Here is a 25,809-nt window from a genome sequence, read left to right on the forward strand (position 1 = left end):
GTGGAAAGCCGTCTGGCTTGCCGCTGGTCTCTGTTCTGGACTGTCGGGAAGGATGGTGGAGCCTAGCGGGATCGAACCGCTGACCTCCTGCGTGCAAGGCAGGCGCTCTCCCAGCTGAGCTAAGGCCCCTCTGATCCTGCAAATTGGTGGGTCTGGGCAGACTTGAAGAACCCCGCGACCTCACCCTTCTCTTTATCGAACATCCGGGGGTGCGCTCTAACCAACTGAGCGATCCGGCCATTCGGAGAATGGTGGGTCTGGGCAGACTTGAACTGCCGACCTCACCCTTATCAGGGGTGCGCTCTAACCAACTGAGCTACAGACCCATTGGTCACGCTGGGCCTATACCCAAACAGTCTTTGCTCTGGTCGATCAGGTAATTCATTGTGGACACTTGCCGAGTGTCGATGATTCGTCGTTTAAGGAGGTGATCCAGCCGCAGGTTCCCCTACGGCTACCTTGTTACGACTTCACCCCAGTCATGAACCACACCGTGGTGATCGCCCTCCGAAGTTAGGCTAACCACTTCTGGTGCAGTCCACTCCCATGGTGTGACGGGCGGTGTGTACAAGGCCCGGGAACGTATTCACCGTGACATTCTGATTCACGATTACTAGCGATTCCGACTTCACGGAGTCGAGTTGCAGACTCCGATCCGGACTGAGACCGGCTTTGTGGGATTAGCTCCACCTCGCGGCTTTGCAACCCATTGTACCGGCCATTGTAGCACGTGTGTAGCCCTACCCGTAAGGGCCATGATGACTTGACGTCGTCCCCACCTTCCTCCGGTTTGTCACCGGCAGTCTCCCTAGAGTTCCCGACCGAATCGCTGGCAAATAGGGACAAGGGTTGCGCTCGTTACGGGACTTAACCCAACATTTCACAACACGAGCTGACGACAGCCATGCAGCACCTGTCTGTGCGCTCCCGAAGGCACCAATCCATCTCTGGAAAGTTCGCACGATGTCAAGGGTAGGTAAGGTTCTTCGCGTTGCATCGAATTAAACCACATGCTCCACCGCTTGTGCGGGCCCCCGTCAATTCATTTGAGTTTTAACCTTGCGGCCGTACTCCCCAGGCGGTCGACTTATCGCGTTAACTGCGCCACAAAGGTCTCTAGGACCCCAACGGCTAGTCGACATCGTTTACGGCGTGGACTACCAGGGTATCTAATCCTGTTTGCTACCCACGCTTTCGCACCTCAGCGTCAGTGTCAGTCCAGAAGGCCGCCTTCGCCACTGGTATTCCTCCCGATCTCTACGCATTTCACCGCTACACCGGGAATTCTACCTTCCTCTCCTGCACTCTAGCCTGACAGTTCCGGATGCCGTTCCCAGGTTGAGCCCGGGGCTTTCACAACCGGCTTATCAAGCCGCCTACGCGCGCTTTACGCCCAGTAATTCCGATTAACGCTCGCACCCTCCGTATTACCGCGGCTGCTGGCACGGAGTTAGCCGGTGCTTCTTCTGTGAGTGATGTCGTCCCTTGGGGGTATTAGCCCCAAGGCTTTCTTCCTCACTGAAAGTGCTTTACAACCCGAAAGCCTTCTTCACACACGCGGCATGGCTGGATCAGGCTTTCGCCCATTGTCCAATATTCCCCACTGCTGCCTCCCGTAGGAGTTCGGGCCGTGTCTCAGTCCCGATGTGGCTGATCATCCTCTCAGACCAGCTACGGATCGTCGCCTTGGTGAGCCATTACCTCACCAACAAGCTAATCCGACATAGGCTCATCCGATAGCGCAAGGTCCGAAGATCCCCTGCTTTCTCCCGTAGGACGTATGCGGTATTAGCCTGAGTTTCCCCAGGTTATCCCCCACTATCGGGCAGATTCCTATGCATTACTCACCCGTCCGCCGCTCGACGCCTCCTAGCAAGCTAGGATCGTTTCCGCTCGACTTGCATGTGTTAGGCCTGCCGCCAGCGTTCAATCTGAGCCATGATCAAACTCTTCAGTTTAAAGTCTGATAGTTCCTAAGGTGGAACCAAACCTGGCTCAAGGTTCAAACGTCTCATTTGACGAGTCGCTTGCCTTGAATGTTTCAGTGACTGGTCACCGACATCCCGACAAGCGCCCACATGAATTACCTGATCGATTGTTAAAGAGCTCTCGCTGTTGCCGTCGTGCCCGGCTCACTTCCGTGAAGTGGCGGTCTCGCCGGCGCCCTGCGAGGAAGGCGTATTCTACGTGATCGGCGTGTCGTGTCAACCCTGCGATGCGTTCCGAAGGAAGCGATCCGGGTGGCCGAACCCTCGATTCGCTCAAGCGATTCGAGTGCCGATGGAGCCCTCAGCGGGTCTCCGTAAAGCGTGGTGCGCATTCTACCGAATGCGGCCTGTTCGTCAAGCGGGAATTTCCAAAGACGCTTCGAAAAACCCAAGTGGAAACAAGCACTTCACCCACTTACCACCGCCTGCAACGTGTGCCCGTCGCCGGCAGCGGATGCGTACTTTACGATCTCGCGCCGACGCATGCAACCCCTGCGCGTCAGAAAAATATAGCCCAGCCTGACACGTCGCGCCATGCGCTTCGTCGGGTTTCCGCCAGGGCCCCGTCGAGGGCACCAGCGGAGAAGCCCAAGGCACTGCGTTGCAGGAATGCCCCGGGCGTGAACCGCGACTTCGGGCAGGGCCTTGAGCGGTCTCAGATCACGAAGAGATCAACGAAGCGGTGCACCGCGGTGTCCTCCAGGAGCGCCTGGTCGCGGCAGAGATCGCTGATCTGCTTACAACGTCCCGCCGGGAAACGGGTCGCGAGGTTGTGCCGGAACTTCTCCTCCAGCAGCGGGATGCCCTCCGCGCGACGGCGGCGATGGCCGATGGGATATTCGACCGCAACCTTCTCCGTGGCACTGCCGTCCTCGAAGAACACCTGGATGGCATTGGCGATGGAGCGCTTGGACGGATCGTAGTAGTCCCGGGAATAGTCCTGGTCCTCGACCACCTCCATCTTCCCGCGCAGCTCATCGATCCGCGGGTGGGCCTCATGGAAGGCGTCCTCGTAATGCTCGGCCGTGAGGTTGCCGAAGATCAGCGGCACGGCGGTCATGTACTGGAGGCAATGGTCCCGGTCCGCGGGATTGGCCAGGGCACCCGACTTGGAAATGATGCGGATCGCCGAATCGTGAGTGGTCAGCACGATGCGGTCGATCTCGTCCAGGCGTTCCTTCACCTGGGGGTGCAGGGTCACGGCCGCCTCGCAGGCGGTCTGGGCGTGGAACTCGGCCGGGAAGGAGATCTTGAACAGGATGTTCTCCATCACGTAGGTACCGAAATCGCGCTGGAAGGTGAACCGGCGCTCCGCCTCGGGCTTGGTGGCCAGGTCCCGGTTGGTGTGGCTGAAGAGGATGTCGTAGAAGCCCCACTGCGGCGCGGTGAGCACGCCGGGAATGCCCATCTCGCCGCGCATGGCGATGTCGGCCAGGCGCACGGCGCGGGACGTGGCATCCCCGGCGGCCCAGCTCTTGCGCGACCCCGCATTGGGCGCATGCCGATAGGTGCGCAGGCTCTGGCCGTCGACCCAGGCATGGGAGAGGGCCGCGAGCAGCTGCTCGCGGTCGGCGCCCATCAGCTTCGCCACCACCGCGGTGGAGGCCACCTTCACCAGCACCACGTGGTCGAGGCCTACCCGGTTGAAGGAGTTATCGAGGGCCAGCACGCCCTGGATCTCGTGGGCCATGACCATGGCCTCGAGCACCTGGCGCATGGCCAAAGGCGGCTGCCCATCGGCGACGCGCTTCTGGGAGAGGTGGTCGGCCACGGCGAGGATGCCCCCCAGGTTGTCGGAGGGGTGACCCCACTCGGCGGCCAGCCAGGTGTCGTTGTAGTCCAGCCAGCGGATGGTGGCCCCGATGTCCCAGGCCGCCTTGACCGGATCCAGGCGGAAGGAGGTCCCGGGCACGCGCGCCCCATGGGGAACCACCGTGCCCTCCACCAGGGGGCCCAGGTGCTTGGTGCACTCCGGAAAGCGCAGCGCCAGCAGGCCGCAGCCCAGGGTATCCATCAGGCAGTGGCGGGCCGTCTCCAGCGCCTCGTCGCTGTCGATCGTGAACCCGAGGACGTAGTCGGCGATCTTCTGCAGCTCGGCGTCGTAGTCCGGCCGCACATTGGATTCCACGGTCGTCGTCATGAGCCTCCTCCTGTCACGAAACTGTCGGTGTCTCCCTCCACTATAGAAAACGCCCCTGGCCCTTGAGTAAAGAGCGGCGACCCGGGGCGCCTGGTGCCCGCCGGAAATCAGAAGCTGTCGCCGGGAATGCGCACCCAGCCTTCCATCAGCACCCGAGCACTGCGGCTCATCACGGCCTGGTCGATCACCCAGCGACCGTCCACCAGGCTCGCCTCGGCGCCGACCCGCAGGGTGCCGGAGGGATGACCGAAGGTCACGGCGTTGCGCTTGCCGCCGCCCGCCGCCAGGTTGACCAGGGTGCCCTCAATGGCCGCCGCCGAGGCGATGGCGACCGCGGCGGTGCCCATCATGGCGTGGTGCAGCTTGCCCATGGAGACCGCCCGCACCAGAAGATCGATCTCGCCGGCCTCGACCGCCTTGCCGCTGGAGGCCGTGTAGCTCGCCGGCGGGGCCACGAAGGCCACCTTGGGGGTGTGCTGCCGGTTGGCGGCCTCGCTCAGGTCATTGATCAGGCCCATGCGCAGGGCGCCGTGGGCGCGGATGGCCTCGAGCCTCTCGAGGGCCCGGGGATCGCCGTTGATCGCCTCCTGCAGCTCGCTGCCGGAATAGCCCAGATCGGCGGCGTTGACGAACACGGTGGGGATGCCGGCATTGATCATGGTCGCCTTGAGGCTGCCCCCCTCCACCACGTCGGCCGGCACCTCCAGGTCGTCGATCAGCTGGCCGGTGGGGAAGATGGCGCCCTCGCCGTCCGCGGGATCCTTGAAGGCCACGGGCACCTCGGCGGCCGGGAAGGTCACGCCGTCGAGTTCGAAGTCGCCGGTCTCCTGCACCTGCCCGTCGGTGATCGGCACCCGCGACACGATGGTCTTGCCGATGTTGGCCTGCCAGATGCGCACCTCGACCTCGCCGTTCTCGGGGATGCGCTCGGGATCCACCAGGCCATTGCTGATGGCGAAGGGCCCCACCGCCGCGGAGAGGTTGCCGCAGTTGCCGCTCCAGTCGACGAAGGCCTTGTCGATGGCCACCTGGCCGAAGAGGTAGTCGACGTCGTGGTCGGGGCTCTCGCTCTTCGAGAGGATGACGGTCTTGCTGGTGCTGGAGGTGGCCCCGCCCATGCCGTCGATCTGCTTCTGGTAGGGATCGGGACTGCCGATCACCCGCATCAGCAGGCGATCGCGGGCCTCCCCGGGTACCTGGGCGGCCTCGGGCAGGTCATCCCGCTTGAAGAACACCCCCTTGCTGGTGCCACCGCGCATGTAGGTGGCGGGAACGCGAATCTGGGCAACATGAACCATGAAAATCGACTCCGGATGGAAAGCTGCCGCGCTGGGCGCGGCAGTGATGAATAGCCCCGGGTAATGACGTCACCCGATCGGCGCGGCCCGGCCAGGAAGCCGGGCCGCGCCACCAGCCCTCAGTCGACCGCCTCGACCTCGGACTCCAGGAAGTCCTGGGCGAAACGCTGCAGGACGCCACCGGCGGAATAGACGGTCACTTCCTCGGCGGTGTCCAGTCGGCAGACGACCGGCACCCGGTCGACCTCGCCGTTCTTGCGATGGATCACCAGCTCGAGGGTGGCGCGCGGTGCCGGCGTGCCCTCGACGTCGTAGGTCTCGGTGCCGTCGAGCTGCAGCGTGTGGCGGGTGGTGCCCTCCTCGAACTGCAGGGGCATCACGCCCATGCCGATCAGGTTGGTGCGGTGGATGCGCTCGAAGCCCTCGGCGACGATCGCCTCCACCCCGGCCAGTGCCACCCCCTTGGCGGCCCAGTCCCGCGACGAGCCCTGGCCGTAGTCGGCGCCGGCGACGATGATCAGCGGCTGCTTGCGGTCCATGTAGGTCTCGATGGCTTCCCACATGCGGGTCACCTTGCCTTCCGGCTCGATACGCGCCAGCGACCCCTGCCGCACCTCGCCGTTCTCGTCACGCACCATCTCGTTGAACAGCTTGGGGTTGGCCAGGGTCGCCCGCAGCGCGGTGAGGTGGTCGCCGCGGTGGGTGGCGTAGGAATTGAAGTCCTCCTCCGGCAGGCCCATCTTGTGCAGGTACTCGCCGGCCGCGCTGTCCATCATGATGGCGTTGGACGGCGACAGGTGGTCGGTGGTGATGTTGTCCGGCAACACCGCCAGCGGCCGCATCCCCTTGAGGGCACGAACGGCCGCCATGTTGCCTTCCCAGTAGGGCGGGCGACGGATATAGGTGCTTTGCGGGCGCCAGTCGTAGAGCGGGCTCTCGGCCTTCTCGAAGGCGTCCAGGTCGAACATCGGGATATAGACCTGCTTGAACTGGTCCGGCCTGACGAACTCGGCGACGATCGCATCGATCTCCTCGTCGGAGGGCCAGAGGTCCTTGAGGGTGACCGGGTTGCCGTTCTGGTCGGTGCCCAGCACGTCCTGCTCGATGTCGAAGCGCACGGTGCCGGCGATGGCGTAGGCCACCACCAGTGGCGGCGAGGCCAGGAAGGCCTGCTTGGCGTAGGGGTGGATACGGCCATCGAAGTTGCGATTGCCGGAGAGCACTGCGGTGGAGTAGAGATCGCGGTCGATGATCTCCTGCTGGATCTCGGGGTCCAGGGCGCCGGACATGCCGTTGCAGGTGGTGCAGGCGTAGGCGACGATGCCGAAACCGAGCTTCTCCAGCTCGGGCAGCAGCCCGGCCTCCTCCAGGTAGAGGCGTGCCACCTTGGAGCCCGGCGCGAAGGAGGACTTCACCCAGGGCTTGCGAATAAGCCCCAGCTCGTTGGCCTTCTTGGCCAGCAGGCCTGCGGCCACCACGTTGCGAGGGTTGGAGGTGTTGGTGCAGCTGGTGATGGCGGCGATGATCACCGCGCCGTCGGGCATCCTGCCCGCCCGCTCCTCCGCCTGGGCCTTGTCGTAGTTCACGGCGATACCGCGATCGTGCAGGGCACTGGTAGGCAGGCGACGGTGCGGATTGGACGGGCCGGCCAGATTGCGCTCCACGGTGGACAGGTCGAAGGTCAGCACCCGCTCGTACTTCACCTCGGTCAGGCTGTCGGCCCACAGGCCAGTCTGCTTGGCATAGGTCTCGACCAGCTCGACCTGCTCCGGCTCGCGACCCGTGATCCTGAGGTAGTCGAGGGTCTGGTCGTCGATGTAGAACATCGCCGCGGAGGCCCCGTACTCGGGCGTCATGTTGGAGATGGTGGCGCGGTCGCCGATGGTCAGGCTCGCGGCGCCCTCACCGAAGAACTCCAGGTAGGCGCCAACCACCCGCTCCTTGCGCAGGAACTCGGTGATGGCCAGGACGATATCCGTCGCGGTGATGCCGGGCTGACGCTTGCCGGTCAGCTCCACGCCGACGATGTCCGGCAGGCGCATCATGGAGGGACGGCCCAGCATCACGGTCTCGGCCTCCAGCCCCCCCACACCGATCGCGATCACGCCCAGGCAGTCGATATGCGGGGTGTGGCTGTCGGTCCCCACGCAGGTGTCCGGGAAGGCCACGCGCTTTCCATTCTCGTCTGGGCGGGCCTGCACCACCGGCGACATCTTCTCGAGGTTGATCTGGTGCATGATGCCGTTGCCGGCAGGGATCACGTCGACGTTCTCGAAGGCCGTCTTGGTCCACTCGATGAAGTGGAAGCGATCCTCGTTACGCCGATCCTCGATGGCGCGGTTCTTGTCGAAGGCATCCTTGTCGAAGCCGGCGTGCTCGACGGCCAGGGAGTGGTCGACGATCAGCTGGGTCGGCACCACCGGGTTGACCTTGGCCGGGTCGCCGCCCCTCTCGGCGATGGCGTCGCGCAGGCCGGCGAGGTCCACGAGGGCCGTCTGGCCAAGGATGTCGTGGCAGACCACGCGGGCCGGATACCAGGGGAAGTCCAGGTCGCGCCGGCGCTCGATCAGCTGCTTGAGCGAATCGGTCAGCATGGCCGGGTCGCAGCGTCGCACCAGCTGCTCGGCCAGCACGCGCGAGGTGTAGGGAAGGGTGTCGTAGGCACCGGGCTGGATCTCGTCGACGGCCGCACGGGTGTCGAAATAGTCCAGCTCGGTACCGGGTAGGGGCTTGCGGTAGTCAGTGTTCATGGCGTCCGTCGGGAAGTCGTCGAGTGATTAGAGGAAAACGGGGCGACCGCCGGACGGTCGCCCCGACTGGCCGGGTCAGTCGCGCTCCTCGATGGGCACCCATTCGCTCTTCTCGGGGCCGACGTAATCGGCACTCGGGCGAATGATGCGGTTGTTGGCGCGCTGCTCGAAGACATGGGCACACCAGCCGGTGACGCGCGAGCAGACGAAGATCGGCGTGAACAGCTTGGTCGGGATGTCCATGAAGTAGTAGGCACTGGCGTGGAAGAAGTCGGCGTTGCAGAACAGCTTCTTCTCGCGCCACATCACCGCCTCGACGCGCTCGGAAACCGGATAGAGCACGCTGTCGCCCACATCCTGGGCGAGCTTCTGGGACCAGTGCTTGATGATGGCGTTGCGCGGGTCGGACTCGCGGTAGATGGCATGGCCGAAGCCCATGATCTTGTCCTTGCGCTCGAGCATGCCCATGATCTCGCGCTCGGCCTCGTCCGGCGACGTCCAGTTCTCGATCATCGCCATGGCCGCCTCGTTGGCCCCGCCGTGCAGCGGACCGCGCAGCGAGCCGATAGCACCGGTCACGCAGGAATGCATGTCCGACAGGGTGGAGGCACAGACGCGGGCGGTAAAGGTCGAGGCGTTGAACTCGTGCTCAGCGTAGAGGATCAGCGAGACGTTCATCACCCGGGCGTGGAGCTCGGAGGCTGGCTCGTCGCGCAGCAGGTGCAGGAAGTGCCCGCCCACCGACGCGTCGTCGGTCTCGGTCTCGATGCGCACGCCGTCGTGGCTGAAGCGGTACCAGTAGCAGATGATCGACGGCAGCGCGGCCAGCAGGCGGTCGGAGACGTCCTGCTGCTGGTCGAAGCTCTCCTCGGTCTCGAGGTTGCCGAGCATCGAGGCGCCGGTGCGCATCACGTCCATGGGATGCGCGTCCCTGGGGATCTGCTCCAGCACGGTCTTCAGCGCCTGGGGCAGGCCGCGCAGGCCCTTGAGCTTGGTGATGTAGGCGTCGAGCTCGGCCTGGTTGGGCAGCTTGCCCTTGAGCAGCAGGTAGGCCACTTCCTCGAACTTCGCCTTCTCGGCCAGCTCCTTGACGTCGAAGCCGCGATAGGTCAGCCCGGAACCGGTCTTGCCGACGGTGCACAGGGCCGTGGTGCCTGCACTCTGGCCGCGCAGGCCGGCGCCGCTGGAGGGTTTATCTGCCATGTCGTGTCTCCTTGTGAGTCGATTCTTATCGGTATGGGGTGCCGGGCCGCGTCACGCGTCGCCGCCCTTCTCCGCGAACAGCGCGTCGAGCTTGCGCTCGAAGTCGTGGTAGTTGAGGAAGTCGTAGAGCTCGTCGCGGGTCTGCATCAGCTCGACCACGTCGCGCTGGTGCCCGTTGTCGTGGATGCTCTGGTAGACCTTGAGGGCCGCGGCGTTCATGGCGCGGAAGGCCGACAGCGGGTAGAGCACCATGCGGCATCCCACCTCGCCGAGCTCCTGCTGGGAGAAGAGCGGCGTGGCACCGAACTCGGTGATGTTGGCCAGGATCGGCGCATCGACGCGCTCGCAGAAGGCCCGGTAGTCGTCCAGGGTGTGCACCGCCTCGGCGAAGATGGCGTCGGCCCCCGCCTCGATGCAGGCGTTGGCCCGCTCGATGGCCGCATCCAGGCCATCCTTCTGGAAGGCGTCGGTGCGGGCGATCAGGTAGAAGTCCGGATCAAGCTTGGCGTCGGCGGCGGCCTTGATGCGGTCGACCATCTCCTGCTTGGTGACAATCTCCTTGTTGGGACGGTGGCCGCAGCGCTTCTGCGCCACCTGGTCCTCGAGATGGACGGCGGCCACGCCGGCGCGCTGCATCTCCTTGACGGTGCGGGCGATGTTGAAGGCGCCGCCCCAGCCGGTATCGATGTCCACCAGCAGCGGCACGTCGGTGGCGCCGCAGATGCGGTGGGCATCCTCGACAACGTCGTTCATGGTGGTCATGCCCAGGTCCGGCAGGCCGTAGGAAGCGTTGGCCACCCCGCCGCCGGAGAGGTAGATCGCCTGGTGGCCGACCCGCTGGGCCATCATGGCGGTATAGGCATTGATGGTGCCGACGATGGGCAGCGGACGATTGGCCTCGAGGGCGGCGCGGAAGCGAGCGCCGGGAGTCGGTTGAGTCATGGATGGTCTCCGTATGTTGTCCGAGCGCCTCAGGAGGACGTCTCGCTTTCCTGCGGTTCAAGGGATGCCGCATAGCGCTCGACGACGTTGGTCCGGGAAGCGCTGACGTGGCGTCGCATCAGCAGCTCCGCCAGTTCGGCGTCACCGGCCTCGATGGCGTCGACGATGCGGTGGTGTTCGACGAAGGCACGCTGCGGGCGCGTGCCGCTGGCACTGAACTGGGTACGATAGAGCCGCACCAGGTAGTAGAGGTCGTCGCAGAGCATGCCCATCAGCATCTTGTTGTGGCTGCCCTGGACGATACGGAAATGGAAGTCCAGATCCCCCTCTCGCTGGTAGTAGGCCTCGCCACTACGCAGGTCGGCCTGGCGCTCGTGGACGGCGAGCACCTCGCGCAGCCCGGCGATCTCCGGGGCGGTCATGTGCTCGGCGGCGAGGCGTGCGGCCATGCTTTCCAGGGCCTCGCGCACATCGAACAGCTCGAGCAGCTCCTGCATGGAGAGCTTGACCACCCGCGCGCCGACGTGGGGCACCCGCTCGATCAGCCGATGCGACTCCAGCCGACGCATGGCCTCGCGCAGGGGCCCCCGCGAGATCCCGTAGGTCCGCGAGAGACCCGGCTCGGTGATCTTGCTGCCGGGGGCCAGCTCGCCCCTGACGATGGCGTCCTGCAACTGCTGGAAGACACGCTCCGCCAGGGTGCGGACTTCGGGGACGGCGGCCTGTTCCGATGCGACTGAGGTCATGGCGATTGTCGACAATTAAATGATAGAAGAACTTTAGGCGCTGCCTTTCCCGGGGTCAATACACCATCAGGCGGAATGCATACACCTTTGGTTGTAGACAACCCGAGCCATGATCCGGCGTGTGTCGACAATGTGTGCTCTCCGGCCGGGGGGCAGGATCGAGGATGGTGCAGCGTCGGGAGGGACAAGCCGGCTCGCGATGCCTAGAATGGACGCCCTGTTTCGGGAAGACGCCTTGATGACACCTCCGCTCGAGATCACCCCCCTGCCCTATCACGAGGACCCGCTCGGCTATTTCGCGGTGCTGCGCGACAGGCCGGGTGCCGTGCTGCTCGACAGTGGGCGACCGACGGCGCCGGGCGGTCGCTACGACATCCTCAGCTGCGACCCCCTGGCCCTGCTCGAGGTCGATGGCGACGGGCGCGTCAGTGGCGACCCGGCCCTGGCGGATCTCTCCCCCTTCGACGCCCAGCAGGCGCTGCTCGACCGACTGCCCGGCGAGGTCCCGGACAGCGACCTGCCGTTCCTCGGCGGGCTGATCGGCTACTGGAGCTACGACCTGGGACAGCGGCTCGAGCCGGTGGCGGGTCGGTCGCAGCCGGCCGTCGGGCTGCCGGCCAGCCGGGTCGGCCTCTATGACTGGGCGCTGATCCAGGACCACGACCGCCGACAGAGCTGGCTGGTGGCCCGTGCCGCGCGGCGCGCCCAGGTGCTCGCGTGGCTCGAGACGGCGGCTCGCCCCGCCGGCGCCTTCCGCCTGACCGCGCCCTTCACGGCCGAGCTCAGTCGCGACGACTACCTGGCCCGCTTTCACACCGTGCAGGCCTATATCCGCGCCGGCGACTGCTACCAGATCAACCTCGCCCAGCGTTTCAGCGCCCCCTTCGAGGGCGATCTCTGGGGGGCCTATCGTCGACTGCGGGAGGCCACTCCCACCCCCTACGCCGGCTACCAGGCCTGGGGCGACAGGGCGATCCTCTCGCTGTCGCCGGAGCGCTTCCTGCTCTGCCGGGAGGGCCAAGTCGAGGCCCGGCCGATCAAGGGCACTCGGCCGCGCGGCGCCACGCCCGAGGAGGACCGGCGCCTGGCTGGCGAGCTCGAGGAGAGCCTCAAGGATCGGGCCGAGAACGTGATGATCACCGACCTGCTGCGCAACGACCTGGGCCGGGTCTGCCGGCCCGGCAGCGTGCGGGTGCCGCAGCTCTGCGGCCTGGAGAGCTACGCCAACGTCCATCACCTTGTCAGCGTGATCACCGGCAACCTGAAGGCCGGCCAGCGGCCCCTGGACCTGCTGGCCGCCGCCTTTCCCGGGGGCTCCATCACCGGCGCCCCCAAGGTCCGCGCCATGCAGATCATCGACGAGCTGGAGCCCAGCCGGCGCAGCGCCTACTGCGGGAGCCTGGGCTATGTCGACGTGCGCGGCCGGATGGACACCTCCATCGCCATCCGCAGCGTGGTGGCCGAGGGAGGACGACTTCACCTGTGGGGCGGGGGCGGCCTGGTGGCCGACTCACGAGGCGACGACGAATACCGGGAGACCCTGGACAAGATCCTCCACCTGATGCGTGCGCTGACGACGCCCGAACCTGGTGACAAATGGAATAAGAAAGACTTCCAATTAGTCAATTCAGGAATAGATATCCAATGAATCAGTATTGGGGAAGGGATCGGCGGCTCTGCTAGGGTAGCGGCAATATCGACATCCGAGATCGCCATGACGTCCTTCGACCCCAACCGCTTCGTCCTCGAACACGACCGGGAGCACCCCAAGGAGATCCTGCGCGCCGCCTACAAGGCCTTCGGCGAGCTGACGATCTCCTTCTCCGGTGCCGAGGACGTGGTGCTGATCGACCTGGCCCTGAAGGTCGCGCCCAAGGAAGACGTGCACGTCTTCTCGCTGGACACCGGTCGGCTGCATGCCGAGACCTACGCCTTCATCGAGCGGGTGCGCGACCACTACGGCATCGACATCGACGTGCGCGTCCCCGACACCGAGGCCGTGCAGGCCCTCGTGCGCGAGAAGGGGCTGTTCAGCTTCTATCGGGACGGGCACCAGGAGTGCTGCGGGGTGCGCAAGGTGGCCCCCCTGCGCCGTCGCCTGGCGGGCCTGCCGGTGTGGGTCTCCGGTCAGCGCCGCGACCAGAGCCCGGGTACCCGTTCAAGCCTCCAGGTGGCGGAGCGCGACAGCGCCTTCGGCAGCGAGGCCGCCCCGCTCGTCAAGATCAACCCGCTGACCCACTGGACCAGCGAGGACGTCTGGACCTACATCCGCATGTTCGACGTGCCCTACAACGCCCTGCATGAGCGCGGCTACGTCAGCATCGGATGTGAGCCCTGCACCCGCCCCACCCTGCCCGGCCAGCACGAGCGCGAGGGTCGCTGGTGGTGGGAGGACCAGGACGGCAAGGAGTGCGGCCTGCATGCCGTGAACCTGACACCGCAGGCCACCACGACCTCCTGAGTCGTCCGCTTCCCTTTCCACTCTCCTTTTCCGCTCCCCCATGACGTGACAGGGCGCCCCTCGGGGCGCCCTGTCGTCGTCGAGGCCCGTCGTCCTGACGACAGGCGACCCCGTCAGAGGTCATGGCCGGCATGCAGCGCCGGCATGCGCACCTCGGTACCCTCCAGCAGGGTGGCGAAATGGGCCATGGCGTCCTCGTCACCGTGCACCAGGTAGGTGATGCTCGCGCCCCCCGTCCGGCGGTACCAGTCGAGCAGCTCCCGCTGGTCGGCGTGGGCGGAAAAGCCGTTGATGGTATGCACACTGGCCTGGACGGGGATCTCCTCGCCGAAGAGACGGATGGTGGAGGCACCATCGATGATGCGTCGTGCCAGTGTCCCCTGGGCCGCGAAGCCGACGAAGATGATGCTGCTGTCCCGGCGCCACAGGTGATGCTTGAGATGGTGACGGATCCGCCCCCCGGTGCACATGCCCGACCCCGCCATGATCACGGCACCGCCCCCGATCCGGTTGAGGGACATCGAGGCCGCGGTCTCGCGGGTGAAATGCAGGCCGGGAAGCTGGAAGGGGTCCTCGCCCGACTGGAATAGCGCCGCCGTCGCGTCCCCGTACGCCTCCTGATGGCGCCGGAAGATCTCCGTGGCGGATATCGCCATGGGCGAATCCAGGAAGACCTGCGTGGACTGGGAGAGGCGCCCGCTCTCGACCCCCGCGCGTAGGAAGTAGAGCAGTTCCTGGGCGCGCTCCATGGCGAAGGTCGGAATGATCACGTTGCCGCCGCGCCGGAAGGTCTCGTTGATGACCTCGTAGAGCTCATCGACGGTGGGCTGCATGGCCTTGTGATCGCGATCCCCGTAGGTGGTCTCCATCACGATGACGTCCAGGTCCGTGGCCACCTCGGGATCATCCAGCAGGGGACGTCCACCATTGCCGATATCCCCGGAGAAGAGGACCCGGCGTCGCTCGCCCTCCTCCTCCAGCTCCAGCAGGATGCTGGCCGACCCCAGGATATGGCCGGCATCGAGGAAGGTGGCATGGATGCCCGGCGCCAGGGACAGGCGCTCGCCGTACTGCGCGGATCGCCCGAAGGCATCCAGGCTGTTCAGGGCATCCAGGACGGTGAAGAGCGGGACCTCCTCCTTGCGCCGCTTGCGACCATGCCGCGACGCGCGGCGATTGTTGCGCGCCGCCTCCTCCTCCTGGAGACCGGCCGCGTCGAGCATCACGAGCCTCGCCAGCTCGCGGGAGGCGGGGGTCGTGATGATCTCCCCCTCGAAGCCCCGGCGGACCAGCAGCGGAATCCGTCCACAATGATCCAGGTGGGCGTGGGTCAGCAGCAGCAGGTCGATATCGGCGGGATCGAAGCCGAAGGGCTCGGCATTCTCCTCCTCCAGGGAGTGTCCCCCCTGATAGAGCCCGCAGTCGATCAGCAGGCGCGTCCCCGCGCACTCCACCAGATGGCAGGAGCCGGTCACCCCCCGATCGGCCCCATGGAACGAGATCCTCATGCTGCACCCTCCTTGCCGTCCAGACGCCTCGTCTCCACAACAGCATACGTCGGGAACGCCATGCGCGCGTCGGGATGCCGCGCGCATGGTCGCGGCGAGGAGGGAAGGAGAACCGAAGGACTGGAAGGCGGGGCCCGGCGGGGCTCAGCGAACCGGCAGCTCGATATTGTCGAACAGCCCCTGCTCGTGGCGGGGGCCGGCCACCAGTGCCGCGTCCACCAGGTCCCGGTCGAGGTGGCCGGCGAAGCCCTCCAGGAAGTCGTACATGTAGCCGCGCATGAAGGTGCCGCGACGGATACCGATCTTGGTGGTGGAGCTCTCGAACAGGTGACCGGCCTCCAGCGCCACCAGGTCGGTGTCATGTTCGTCATCCACGGCCATGTGCGCCACGATGCCCACGCCCATGCCGAGCCTCACGTAGGTCTTGATCACGTCGGCATCGGCGGCGGTGAGCACCACGTTCGGCGTCAGCCCGCGAGCGCGGAAGGCATCGTCGAGCTGGGAGCGTCCGGTGAAGCCGAACACGTAGGTGACCAGCGGGTACTCCGCCAGGGCCTCCAGCGTCAGGGTCTCGAGCTCGGCGAGCGGATGCCCCTGGGGAACCAGCACGCAGCGGTTCCAGCGATAGCAGGGCAGCAGGACCAGGTCGTTGAAGAGCTCGAGGGATTCGGTGGCGATGGCGAAGTCCGCCTGGCCGTCGCTGACCATCTGGGCGATCTGCTTGGGGGTGCCCTGCTGCATGTGCAGGGCCACATCGGGGTACTTCAGGGTGAAGTCGCGGATCACCGGCGGAAGCGCATAGCGCGCCTGGGTATGGGTGGTGGCGATGGACAGGCTGCCGCGACGCTCGTCGCTGTGCTCTTGCGCGACCTCCTTGATGTTCTCGGCAAGCCTCAGCACCTGCCCGGCGAGTTCGATGATCGCCTGCCCCGCCGGGGTAATGCGGGTCAGGTGCTTGCCGCTGCGGGCAAAGATCTCGACACCGAGTTCATCCTCGAGCAGGCGGATCTGCTTGGAGATGCCAGGCTGAGAGGTAAAGAGGCTCTGGGCAGTGGCCGAGACGTTGAGGTTGTGGCGCGACACCTCCCAGATGTAACGCAGCTGCTGAAGCTTCATGGCCGCCCTCCCTCGCGTGTCATGATGCCCTTGGAATACCCAAAGGACATAAGTAAATTACCCACAATCACTTTATAGCATAACCTGCCAGGGCCGGCACAACCGCGACCCGGCGCCCGAATGACCCGCGGGAATTTGCCAGCACTCCCGACGACCGCTAACATCGTCCGACCGGGCGTGCCCTGCGCGCCCCACCATCCGCTCGATGTAGCGCAACGAAACTGGAGAATCACATGGCCAACAACGTCGATGTCACCAATGCCAACTTCGAGCAGGAAGTCCTGAAGGCGGATGCGCCGGTACTGCTGAAGTTCTGGGCCCCGTGGTGCGGTCCGTGCAAGGTGATGGCACCGGTGGTCGACGAGGTCGCCGAGGAGCGCGACGGCAACCTCAAGGTCGTCAGCATCAATGTGGACGACGCCCCGGAAATCGCCGCCGAGCAGGGGGTGCGCGGTGTGCCCACCGTCATGCTGTTCAAGTCCGGCACCAAGGTCGCCTCCCTGGTCGGTGCCCAGTCCAAGTCGCAGCTGACCCAGTTCATCGAACAGAACGCCTGATCAGGCGCTGTTCCGACGCCTCGTCGCCCCGGCCACGGCCGGGGCGACGTCGTTTCGGCCCCTACTCCTCGCCCTCGTCGTTGCGTTCCGAGATCGGCCGGTCGGCCTGGTCGAGCGGCGACCCGACCGCCGGGCCCAGCAGGTGGGCGATCCAGCGGGTCTGCGGATGACTGTCCAGGGCGATCTTCAGGGTCATGGTCAGCACCACCGAGAGCAGCATGCCCGCGGCGCCGAAGACCCAGCCCCAGACCACCAGGGAGAGGAAGGCCACCGAGGTGGAGAGCCCCAGGGCACGCCCCATGACCCTGGGCTCGATGATGTTCCCCATCACGAAGTTCACGCCCAGGTAGGCCGCGGAGAGGACCAGGGCGTCGAACAGCCCGCCCTGCGGGGAGACCAGCAGCAGCAGGACCGGCGGCACAGCCGCGATGGCCGAGCCGATGTTGGGGATGTAGTTCAGCGCAAAGGCAAGCACCGCCCACAGCAGGGGGAACTCCACCCCCAGCAGCTTGCAGGAGAGCCAGATCAGGGCACCCGTCGCCAGGCTGATCAGCGTCTTCACGGCCAGATAGCGCTTGAGCGTGCGGCTGAACTCGCTGAAGCGCCTGAGGCTCGGGGCCGGGTTGACCAGGGCGCGCGAGATCTTGTCCCGGAAGTTCAGGGTCTCGAAGAGCAGGAAGATCACCAGCAGCGCCACGACGACGCTCTGCATCATCAGGTTGCCCACCTGGCCGATCAGCGCGGGGATCCAGTTGCTGAACTTGTCGGCATCCAGCAGTTCCGCCAGCCGGTCGGTGTCGATGGCCAGGCCCACGGCGGAGAGCCCGTCGAGCAGCCCCAGGTAGTACTGATAGAGCTTCTGCTCGATGCCCGGCAGCGCGTCGATGAAGGTATCGAAGCTGTTGACCAGCAGCACCCCGAGCAAGGAGAGGAAGCCGCCGATCACCACCAGGGTCAGCCACACCGATAGGCGCAGGCTCAGGCCGAGGCGATTGAGCCACTGCACCGGCGCCGTGCAGATCACGGCGATGAAGAGCGACAGCAGCAGGGGCACCAGCAGGCTGGCGCCCGCTCGCATGCCGGCCACGATCACCACCAGGGCCGCCAGGGCCAGGGTCAGGTTGAGGGGGATGTTCTGCTGCTCGCTGTCAGGAGGGTGGGGCATGCCCGGTCTCACGGCCGTTGATGTCCGCTCATGATGCCGGGACACGGATCAATTGCAAGGTACCGGAACCATCCTCGACCGTCGGGCTCGAAGGCGGGTGTCCGCCAGGCGACAAACAAGGAACAAGGAGAGCCCCATGCCACACGCCCGCCCCCTGCGCCCGCTGCTCGTCCCGGCCCTGGCCGCACTGATGTCGATGGCCGCGCCGCCGACGATGTCCGGCGCCCTGGCCGCGGAGTTGCCCCACCGCCTGGATGTCCAGGCCGAGGCCGAACTGCAGGTCGTGCCGGACCGCGCCACCCTCAATGCCCGCCTCTGGGAACACACCCCGGCCGTTGCCCGGGAGGACGACGTCGACCGGGACGCCGGTGCCCTGCGCGAGGCGCGCGAACGCCTGGAGACCCGCGCGGCCGACCTGATCCGACATCTGGAAGCGCAGGGCGTGGAGCGCGAGTCGATCACCGCCGGCTCGCTGCAGGTGCAGCCGCAGCACCTGCCAGCCCTGCGGGGTAACAACGGCGAACGAGAGGACCGGGTACGCACCCGCCTCGAGCGTCCCCTGCGCATCGAGGTCGATGATCTCGCGCGACTGCCGGGGCTGCTAGACGCCTTGACCGAGGCCGGCGTGAATGCCCTGGACGGCGTCAGCTACGACCTGGCCGACCGAGACGCCGCCACCGACAGGGCGCTGGTCAAGGCACTGGAGAAGGCTCGCCACAAGGCCGACCTTATGGCCGAAACCCTGGGCGTCGCCCTGGGCGAGGTGATCGCCGTGAGCGAGACCCGCTCGCCGGTGTTCCAGCCGCGGATGATGGCCATGAGTGCCGACACCATGGAGAGGGCCCCCGCGGCGGAGTACCGCCCGGGCACCATCACCATCGATGCCGGGGTCAGCGTCAGCTGGGCGATCGAGTAGCGCCGCGCCAGACGCTCAGAGGTTGATGGTCTCCACACCGCCCATGTAGGCGCGCAGCGCCTCGGGCACGGTGATCGAGCCGTCGGCGTTCTGGTGGTTCTCCATCACCGCGATCAGGCAGCGCCCCACCGCCAGGCCGGACCCGTTGAGGGTGTGCAGCAGCTGCGGCTTCTTCTGGTCCGGATGGCGGAAGCGCGCCTGCATGCGACGGGCCTGGAACGCTTCGCAGTTGGAGATCGAGGAGATCTCGCGGTAGGTCTCCTGGCTCGGCATCCACACCTCCAGGTCATAGGTCTTGGCCGCGCCGAAGCCCATGTCGCCGGTGCACAGGGTGACCACTCGATAGGCCAGGCCCAGCGCCTGGAGGATCGACTCGGCATGGCCGCGCATCTCCTCAAGGGCCTCGTAGCTCTTCTCCGGCTCGACCATCTGCACCATCTCGACCTTGTCGAACTGGTGCTGGCGGATCATGCCCCGGGTGTCGCGACCGTGGGAGCCCGCCTCGCTGCGAAAGCAGGGCGTGTGGGCGGTCAGCCGCACCGGCAGCGCCTTGTGCTCGAGGATCTCGTCCCTAGCGAAGTTGGTCAGCGGCACCTCGGCGGTGGGAATCAGGTGGTAGCCGCGCTCGTCGTCCAGGCGGAAGAGGTCCTCGCCGAACTTCGGCAGCTGGCCGGTGCCGTGCAGCGATGCCTCGTTGACCATGTAGGGGACGTAGCACTCCTCGTAGCCATGCTCGAGCGTCTGCTTGTCGAGCATGAACTGGGTAAGCGCCCGGTGCAGCCGCGCGATGGGACCGCGCATCACGGCGAAGCGGGAGCCGGTGAGCTTCGCCGCCAGCTCGAAGTCCAGGTCGCCCTTGAGCGCCCCCAGGTCGACGTGGTCGCGCACCTCGAACTCGAAGGTCCGGGGCGTGCCCCAACGATGGAGCTCGACGTTCTCCTCCTCGCTCTGCCCTTCCGGCACGCTCTCGTGGGGCAGGTTGGGGATGCCGCTGACCAGGGTGTCCCACTCGGCCTGCACCTCGGCAAGGCGGGCCTTGGCGGCGTCGAGCCGGTCGCCCAGGTCGCTCACCTCGTCCAGCAGCGGCTGGATGTCCTCGCCTTGGGCCTTGGCCTTGCCGATCGCCTTGGAGCGGGTGTTGCGCTCGTTCTGCAGGGACTCGGTCTCGGCCTGCAGCTCGCGGCGCCGCGACTCCAGCGCCTCGAGGCGCCCGGTATCGAGGTCGTAGCCCCGGGTGGCCAGTCGTTGGGCGACCGCGTCGAGGTCGCTGCGCAGCAGTTTGGGATCGAGCATGGCATCCAGTCCGTTGCAGTCGGTGAAGGGCGGTCGGTGAAGATCGGCCGATGAAAATCAGGCGGCCCATTGTAGGCAAAAGGCGGCAGGAGCGCCACGCGGCGGGGCCCGCGGGGTGCGCGGCACCGCCCTGTCGCGGTAGAGTAGGCCCATCCCCTCTTCTCCGCCCGACCCCGTCGCGGCGGCACCACGATTGAACACGACACCATGATCGCACGCTTGGACACCGCTGACGCCAGCACCCTGCCGGGCCCCGACGCCCACTACCTGCGTTTCCTGGAGGCCCTGGAGGCCGAGGGCTTCGAGGGCGAGATCACCCCGGACCATGCCACCCGCACGGTGCTCGCCACCGACAATTCCATCTACCAGCGCCTGCCCCAGGCAGTGCTCAGCCCGCGGCACGGCGCCGACCTCGAGCGCCTCGCCCGCCTGGCCGGGCGCGAGGAGCACCGTGGGGTGGTCCTCGCGCCGCGCGGCGGCGGCACCGGCACCAACGGCCAGTCGCTCACCGACGGCCTGGTGGTGGACGTCTCGCGGCACATGAACGCGATCCTCGACATCGACGCCGAGAAGCGCCGGGTGCGCGTCCAGGCCGGGGTGGTCAAGGACCAGCTCAACGCCGCCCTGAAGCCCCATGGGCTCTTCTTCGCCCCGGACCTCTCGACCTCCAACCGCGCCACCATCGGCGGCATGATCTCCACCGACGCCAGCGGCCAGGGCAGCTGCGAGTACGGCAAGACCCGCGACCACGTGCTCGAGCTCGAGACCGTGCTGCTCGGCGGCGAGCGGCTGGTCAGCCGACCGGTGACAGACGATGAGCTCGGGCCGCTGTGCGAGCGCGACGACGTGACGGGGGCCGCCTATCGCACCGCCCGGGAGATCATCGACACCCAGAGCGCGCTGATCGACGCCACCTTCCCGCCGCTCAACCGTTGCCTGACCGGCTACGACCTGGCGCACCTGAGGGACGGAGAGGGTCGCCTGGACCTCAACAGCCTGCTGTGCGGCTCCGAGGGGTCGCTCGGCCTGCTCGACGAGGCGGTGCTCAACGTGCTGCCGATCCCGCGGCACTCGACCCTGGTCAACGTGCGCTATGCGGGTTTCATGGAGGCCCTGCGCGACGCCAAGGCCCTGATGGGAAGCGATTCGACGCCCACCTCCATAGAGACGGTGGACGACACCGTGCTGCTGCTGGCCATGGAGGACTTCGTCTGGGACAGCGTCGCCGAGTTCTTTCCGGCCGGCGACACCCCGGTGCGCGGCATCAACCTCATCGAGTTCAACGACGACGACCCCGGGCGCCTGGCCGAGCGGGTCGACGCCTTCTGCCGCCACCTGGAGCAGGATGCCACCGTCGAGCGGCTCGGCTACACCCTGGCCGAGGGCCGCAACGCGATCCAGCGGGTCTACGGCATGCGCAAGCGCGCCGTGGGACTCCTAGGCAACGCCCGCGGCGAGAAGCGCCCGATCCCCTTCGTCGAGGACACCGCGGTGCCCCCCGAGCACCTGGCGGACTTCATCGCCGAGTTCCGCGCCGCCCTCGACGCCCGAGGCCTCTCGTACGGCATGTTCGGCCATGTGGATGCCGGGGTGCTCCACGTACGTCCGGCCATCGACATGAAGGACCCCGAGCAGGAACGGCTGATCCGCGAGGTCTCCGACGAGGTCGTCGAGCTCACCCGGCGCTATGGCGGCCTGCTCTGGGGCGAGCACGGCAAGGGCGTGCGCTCGGAGTACTCGCCGGCCTTCTTCGGCGAGCTTTACCCCAGCCTGCAGCGGGTCAAGGCGGCCTTCGATCCCCACAACCAGCTCAATCCCGGCAAGATCGCGACGCCCTTCGGCAGTCACCCTGATCAGTCCTTCCACGACGACGGGGAATCGGGGGCAGGTCGCAGCGAAGGTCATTTGCCAGGGAGGGCAAATGTAGCGCCCAAGGAGGGGTTCACATCGCCTTCGCGATGGTCCGGCACCCCGGGGCCCTCCCCCGATAGCACGGGTGCGGGAGGCGTTGCCACATCCGAGGCGACCAAGGCCAAACCGGTCAAGTTCGTGGATCCCGGCCTGCTGGCCATCGACGGGGTGCCCACCCGCGGCCAGCTCGACCGCACCATCGACGAGCGGGTATGGCAGTCCCACGCCGCCACCGTCTACTGCAACGGCAACGGCGCCTGCTACAACTACGACCCAAACGACGCCATGTGCCCCTCCTGGAAGGCCACCCGCGACCGCGTCCACTCGCCCAAGGGGCGCGCGAGCCTGATCCGCGAGTGGCTGCGCCTGCAGGGCGAGGCCGGCATCGACCCGGTGGAGGAGTCCCGCCGGCAGCGGGCCGAGGGCGCCTGGGGGTTCGTCAAGCGCTTCCCCCGCCGCGCCCTCAACACCTGGCGCCGGGGCCGGGAAGCCGACTTCTCCCATCAGGTCTACGACGCCATGGCCGGGTGTCTGGCCTGCAAATCCTGCGCCGGCCAATGCCCGGTGAAGATCAACGTGCCGGACTCCCGCTCGCGCTTCCTCGAGGCCTACCATGGCCGCTACCTGCGCCCGCTGCGGGACTACCTGGTGGGCGGCATGGAGTTCCTGCTGCCCACGCTCTCCCGCGTTGCCCCGCTCTACAACGCCGCCCTGGGCAACCGCCTGGTCGACCGGCTGCTGGCCGGCCCGATCGGCCTGGTGGACAGCCCCCGGCTCTCCCGCGCCAGCCTCAAGAAGCAGCTCGCCGCCTGGGGCGTGGCGGAGGCCACGCCGACCTCGCTCGGCCTGCTCACCGAGGCCCAGAAGGCCAGGAGCGTGGTGCTCGTCCAGGACGCCTTCACCAGCCACTTCGAGGCGCGGCTGGTCATGGACATCGTCGAGCTGCTCTCGAGGCTGGACGTGCGGGTCTTCGTGGCGCCCTTCGCGCCCAACGGCAAGCCCCTGGACGTCCAGGGCTTCCAGGGGGCGTTCTCGCGCACCGCCGAGCGGCAGGCCCGTCGCCTGACGACGCTGGCCCGATTCGGGGTGCCCCTGGTCGGCATCGACCCGGCCATGACCCTGACCTACCGCCAGGAGTACGTGAAGGCGCTGGGGCCTGACGCGGTACCCGAGGTGCTGATGCTGCAGGAGTGGCTGGTGACCCAGTCATCCACCCTGGCGGCTCGCCTCGCCCCCGCGGGCCTCGACGTCGAGGACCCAGGCTACCGGCTGCTCTCCCACTGCACCGAGAAGACCAACGCCGCGGGCAGCCCCCGGGCCTGGCAGCAGTTGTTCGCCGCCTTCGGCCTGGACCTCGAGCTGGTCGCCACCGGCTGCTGCGGCATGTCCGGCACCTACGGCCACGAGGCGCGCAACCTCGAGACCTCCCGGACCATCTACGCCCAGTCCTGGCAGCCGCTGGTGGAAGATGCGGCCAACCGCGGAAGGCTGCTCGCCACCGGCTACTCCTGTCGCACCCAGGCCAGGCGGTTCTCGGACCAGGCCCTGCCCCACCCGCTGCAGGCCCTGCTCGAGACCCTGCGCCGCGCCGGCTGAGCCGACCACCAGCGCCCACCGGCGATGCGGCCGGTGGGCGCCGAGTCGCGCGGACACCGCGCGAGCAGGAGGCGCATCCATGAACCGCACCCTGATCCTCGTCGGCCTGCTGATCGTCGCCATCGGCCTGCTCTGGCCCTGGCTGTCGAGGCTGCCCTTCGGTCACCTGCCCGGCGACATCGTGATCCGCCGCGAGCATGTCACCGTCTACGTCCCGATCACCACCATGATCCTGGTCAGCCTGGTGGTCTCGGCGCTCCTGTGGCTGTTCCAGCGCTGACCCGAGGCTCGGCCGCGGCGATTGTGCGATCCATCGGCGGTGACTAATCTGCAGACTGCCCCACGCCAGGAAGCTCGCCATGGAAAGCCCCGCCGTCCTGCTCACCGGCATCGGTCTCCTCTCCCTCGCTTGTCAGTGGCTCGCCTGGCGGCTCAAGGTGCCCGCCATCCTGCCGCTGCTGATCATCGGCATCCTGGTCGGACCGATCACCGGCCTGCTGGACCCCGACGCCCTCCTCGGCGACCTGCTCTTTCCGCTGGTCTCGCTGGCCGTGGCGGTGATTCTCTTCGAGGGCAGCCTGACCCTGAGCTTCGCCGAGCTGCGCGGGCACGGCCATACGGTGCGTCGCCTGGTGACATGGGGCGTGCTGATCACGGCCGTGATCAGTGCCATGGCAGCCCGCTGGCTGCTCGACCTGTCGTGGGGGATGGCCAGCGTGCTCGGTGCCCTGCTGGTGGTCACCGGCCCCACCGTCGTGCTGCCACTGCTCGAGACCCTGCGCGCCAGGCAGTCCCTGACCCAGATCCTGCGCTGGGAGGGCATCCTCATCGACCCCATCGGCGCCATCGGCGCAGTGCTGGTCTACGAGTACGTGGTGATCGGCGCCTCCGGGGATGCCTTCACTCACACCCTGGGGCTGTTCGGCCTGACGGCGCTGATCGGCTTCGGCCTGGGGGGCATCGGCGGCTACCTCTGGGGGTGCGTGCTTCGTCACCACTGGCTGCCTCGCCAGCTGCACAGCTTCGGCACGTTGATGGTCATGCTGACGCTCTATACCCTCTCCAACCAGCTCTTCCACGAGTCCGGCCTGCTGACCGTCACGGTGATGGGCGTCTGGATGGCCAACATGCAGCGGGTGCCCACCGGGCCCATCGTCGAGTTCAAGGAGACCCTGTCGGTGCTGCTGATCTCGGGCCTCTTCATCCTGCTTGCCGCGCGGCTCGGCCTCGATCAACTGGCCCTGCTGGGCTGGCCGGCCTGGGCCTATCTGGGGGTGCTGATGCTGGTGGCGCGTCCGCTGACCGTGTGGCTCTGCACCGCGGGCAGCGGGCTCGACTGGCGGGAGAAGGCGCTGCTGGCCTGGGTCTCGCCAAGGGGCATCGTGGCGGCGGCGGTGGCCTCGCTGTTCGCCCTCAAGCTCGAGGCCCAGGGCCTGGCGGGCGCCGAGATGCTGGTGCCGGTGACCTTCATGGTGATCATCGCCACGGTGGTGGTTCAGGGACTACTCTCCCGCCCCCTCGCCGGCGCCCTGGGCGTCACGACCCCGCCGCCGCGAGGGTTCCTGATCCTGGGCGCCAACCCTGTCGCGCGTGCCATGGGCCAGGCACTGCAGGAGGCTGGCGTCGCCGTGCGTCTCTGTGACCACGACCGGGATGCCCTCGAGGACGCCCGCATGGCCGGACTGCCGACCTATTTCGGCAACCCGACCTCGGCGCATGCCCGGGAGCATCTGGAGATGACCGGCCTGGGCCACTTCCTGCCCCTCTCCCCCTACCGCGAACAGAACGACCTGGCCGCCCTGCACTTCGAGGGAGTGCTGGGGCATGGCAAGGTCTTCCAGCTGGCGGTCGACGGGGAGCGTGACGACGCGAGGGAGCGGCCCCGGCAACTGGCCGACCTTCCCCGCCTGTTCGGCCAGCAGGTGACCTGGAGCCAGCTGGCGAGCCTGGTGGCCCAGGGGGCGGAGGTGAGAACGACACGTCTGCACCAGGCCTTCGACTTCGACGCCTATGTCGCGACCCATGCGCATCGCCTGATGCCGCTGTTCTGCATCGATGCCCAGCAGAAGGTCCGCGTCGCCAGCGACCAGTCTCCGCTCGAACCACAGCCGGGGGAGACCCTGATCAGCCTGGTCTACTCCGACTCTCCCGCCTTCTGAAGGGACTTGCGTAGACAGAACGTCGACCTGCCGGCCGGACAAGCTGACTACACTTCGGTC

Annotated in this window: 17 protein-coding genes, 2 tRNA genes and 1 rRNA gene; 7 read left to right on the plus strand and 13 right to left on the minus strand. The window is 66.9% G+C overall.

All coding sequences use genetic code 11. The features are described 5' to 3' along the window. Positions 1 to 53 precede the first annotated feature (53 nt). From BOX17_RS02780 to BOX17_RS02820, 9 genes are all read right to left on the minus strand, one after another. Positions 54 to 129, minus strand: a tRNA-Ala gene (locus tag BOX17_RS02780). 120 nt (positions 130 to 249) lie between these two features. After that, a tRNA-Ile gene (locus BOX17_RS02785) sits at positions 250 to 326 on the minus strand. A gap of 94 nt (positions 327 to 420) precedes the next feature. Then, positions 421 to 1,958 (minus strand): 16S ribosomal RNA (locus BOX17_RS02790). 685 nt (positions 1,959 to 2,643) lie between these two features. Next, positions 2,644 to 4,128: a bifunctional 2-methylcitrate dehydratase/aconitate hydratase gene (locus BOX17_RS02795; protein ID WP_071941956.1), complete on the minus strand. Its 1,485-nt coding sequence runs from the start codon at positions 4,126 to 4,128 to the stop codon at positions 2,644 to 2,646. A 107-nt stretch (positions 4,129 to 4,235) separates the two neighbouring features. Beyond that, positions 4,236 to 5,426 carry a 2-methylaconitate cis-trans isomerase PrpF gene (gene prpF, locus BOX17_RS02800; RefSeq protein WP_071941957.1) on the minus strand — a complete coding sequence of 397 codons (1,191 nt, stop codon included), beginning with the start codon at positions 5,424 to 5,426 and terminating at the stop codon, positions 4,236 to 4,238. Positions 5,427 to 5,545: 119 nt separating this feature from the next. Then, the gene (gene acnD / locus BOX17_RS02805; RefSeq protein WP_071941958.1) at positions 5,546 to 8,176 is read right to left on the minus strand and encodes a Fe/S-dependent 2-methylisocitrate dehydratase AcnD; all 2,631 of its coding nucleotides are present in this window, start codon (positions 8,174 to 8,176) and stop codon (positions 5,546 to 5,548) included. A 75-nt stretch (positions 8,177 to 8,251) separates the two neighbouring features. Next, on the minus strand, positions 8,252 to 9,379 hold the full coding sequence (gene prpC, locus BOX17_RS02810; RefSeq protein ID WP_071941959.1) for a bifunctional 2-methylcitrate synthase/citrate synthase: 1,128 nt from the start codon (positions 9,377 to 9,379) through the stop codon (positions 8,252 to 8,254). A 51-nt stretch (positions 9,380 to 9,430) separates the two neighbouring features. Next, a complete protein-coding gene (gene prpB, locus BOX17_RS02815) occupies positions 9,431 to 10,321 on the minus strand; it encodes a methylisocitrate lyase (protein ID WP_071941960.1) in 891 nt (296 codons plus the stop codon). A 29-nt stretch (positions 10,322 to 10,350) separates the two neighbouring features. Then, complete coding sequence (locus tag BOX17_RS02820) at positions 10,351 to 11,067, minus strand: GntR family transcriptional regulator (RefSeq protein ID WP_071941961.1); 717 nt, start codon at positions 11,065 to 11,067, stop codon at positions 10,351 to 10,353. 238 nt (positions 11,068 to 11,305) lie between these two features. Between BOX17_RS02820 and pabB the strand changes: the two genes are divergently transcribed. Next, positions 11,306 to 12,715 (plus strand): aminodeoxychorismate synthase component I, encoded by a 1,410-nt coding sequence (pabB, locus tag BOX17_RS02825; RefSeq protein ID WP_071946576.1) that lies wholly within the window; start codon positions 11,306 to 11,308, stop codon positions 12,713 to 12,715. Positions 12,716 to 12,781: 66 nt separating this feature from the next. Beyond that, entirely contained in the window at positions 12,782 to 13,528 is a 747-nt protein-coding gene (locus BOX17_RS02830) for a phosphoadenylyl-sulfate reductase (RefSeq protein WP_071941962.1), read from the plus strand. 113 nt (positions 13,529 to 13,641) lie between these two features. Here BOX17_RS02830 and BOX17_RS02835 read toward each other — a convergent pair whose 3' ends face one another. Continuing rightward, entirely contained in the window at positions 13,642 to 15,036 is a 1,395-nt protein-coding gene (locus BOX17_RS02835; RefSeq protein ID WP_071941963.1) for an MBL fold metallo-hydrolase RNA specificity domain-containing protein, read from the minus strand. Positions 15,037 to 15,180: 144 nt separating this feature from the next. Then, on the minus strand, positions 15,181 to 16,152 hold the full coding sequence (gene cysB, locus BOX17_RS02840) for an HTH-type transcriptional regulator CysB (protein ID WP_071941964.1): 972 nt from the start codon (positions 16,150 to 16,152) through the stop codon (positions 15,181 to 15,183). Positions 16,153 to 16,385: 233 nt separating this feature from the next. On the opposite strand from cysB, the gene trxA reads away from it, so the two are divergent. Continuing rightward, the gene (trxA, locus tag BOX17_RS02845; protein ID WP_071941965.1) at positions 16,386 to 16,709 is read left to right on the plus strand and encodes a thioredoxin; all 324 of its coding nucleotides are present in this window, start codon (positions 16,386 to 16,388) and stop codon (positions 16,707 to 16,709) included. Positions 16,710 to 16,770: 61 nt separating this feature from the next. Here trxA and BOX17_RS02850 read toward each other — a convergent pair whose 3' ends face one another. Then, positions 16,771 to 17,874, minus strand: coding sequence for an AI-2E family transporter (locus BOX17_RS02850; RefSeq protein ID WP_071941966.1), 1,104 nt, complete (start codon positions 17,872 to 17,874; stop codon positions 16,771 to 16,773). A 136-nt stretch (positions 17,875 to 18,010) separates the two neighbouring features. Here BOX17_RS02850 and BOX17_RS02855 point away from each other — a divergent pair, with 136 nt between their 5' ends. Beyond that, positions 18,011 to 18,790 (plus strand): SIMPL domain-containing protein, encoded by a 780-nt coding sequence (locus BOX17_RS02855; RefSeq protein ID WP_071941967.1) that lies wholly within the window; start codon positions 18,011 to 18,013, stop codon positions 18,788 to 18,790. Between the two features lie 15 nt (positions 18,791 to 18,805). Here BOX17_RS02855 and serS read toward each other — a convergent pair whose 3' ends face one another. After that, a complete protein-coding gene (gene serS / locus BOX17_RS02860; protein ID WP_071941968.1) occupies positions 18,806 to 20,083 on the minus strand; it encodes a serine--tRNA ligase in 1,278 nt (425 codons plus the stop codon). Positions 20,084 to 20,290: 207 nt separating this feature from the next. Here serS and BOX17_RS02865 point away from each other — a divergent pair, with 207 nt between their 5' ends. From BOX17_RS02865 to BOX17_RS02875, 3 genes are all read left to right on the plus strand, one after another. Then, positions 20,291 to 23,590 (plus strand): FAD-binding and (Fe-S)-binding domain-containing protein, encoded by a 3,300-nt coding sequence (locus BOX17_RS02865; protein WP_071941969.1) that lies wholly within the window; start codon positions 20,291 to 20,293, stop codon positions 23,588 to 23,590. A gap of 79 nt (positions 23,591 to 23,669) precedes the next feature. Then, positions 23,670 to 23,870, plus strand: coding sequence for a DUF2905 domain-containing protein (locus BOX17_RS02870; protein WP_071941970.1), 201 nt, complete (start codon positions 23,670 to 23,672; stop codon positions 23,868 to 23,870). Between the two features lie 79 nt (positions 23,871 to 23,949). Beyond that, positions 23,950 to 25,749 (plus strand): cation:proton antiporter, encoded by a 1,800-nt coding sequence (locus tag BOX17_RS02875; RefSeq protein ID WP_071941971.1) that lies wholly within the window; start codon positions 23,950 to 23,952, stop codon positions 25,747 to 25,749. The last annotated feature ends 60 nt before the right edge of the window (positions 25,750 to 25,809 follow it).

Source organism: Halomonas aestuarii (assembly GCF_001886615.1).
GTDB lineage: Bacteria > Pseudomonadota > Gammaproteobacteria > Pseudomonadales > Halomonadaceae > Halomonas > Halomonas aestuarii.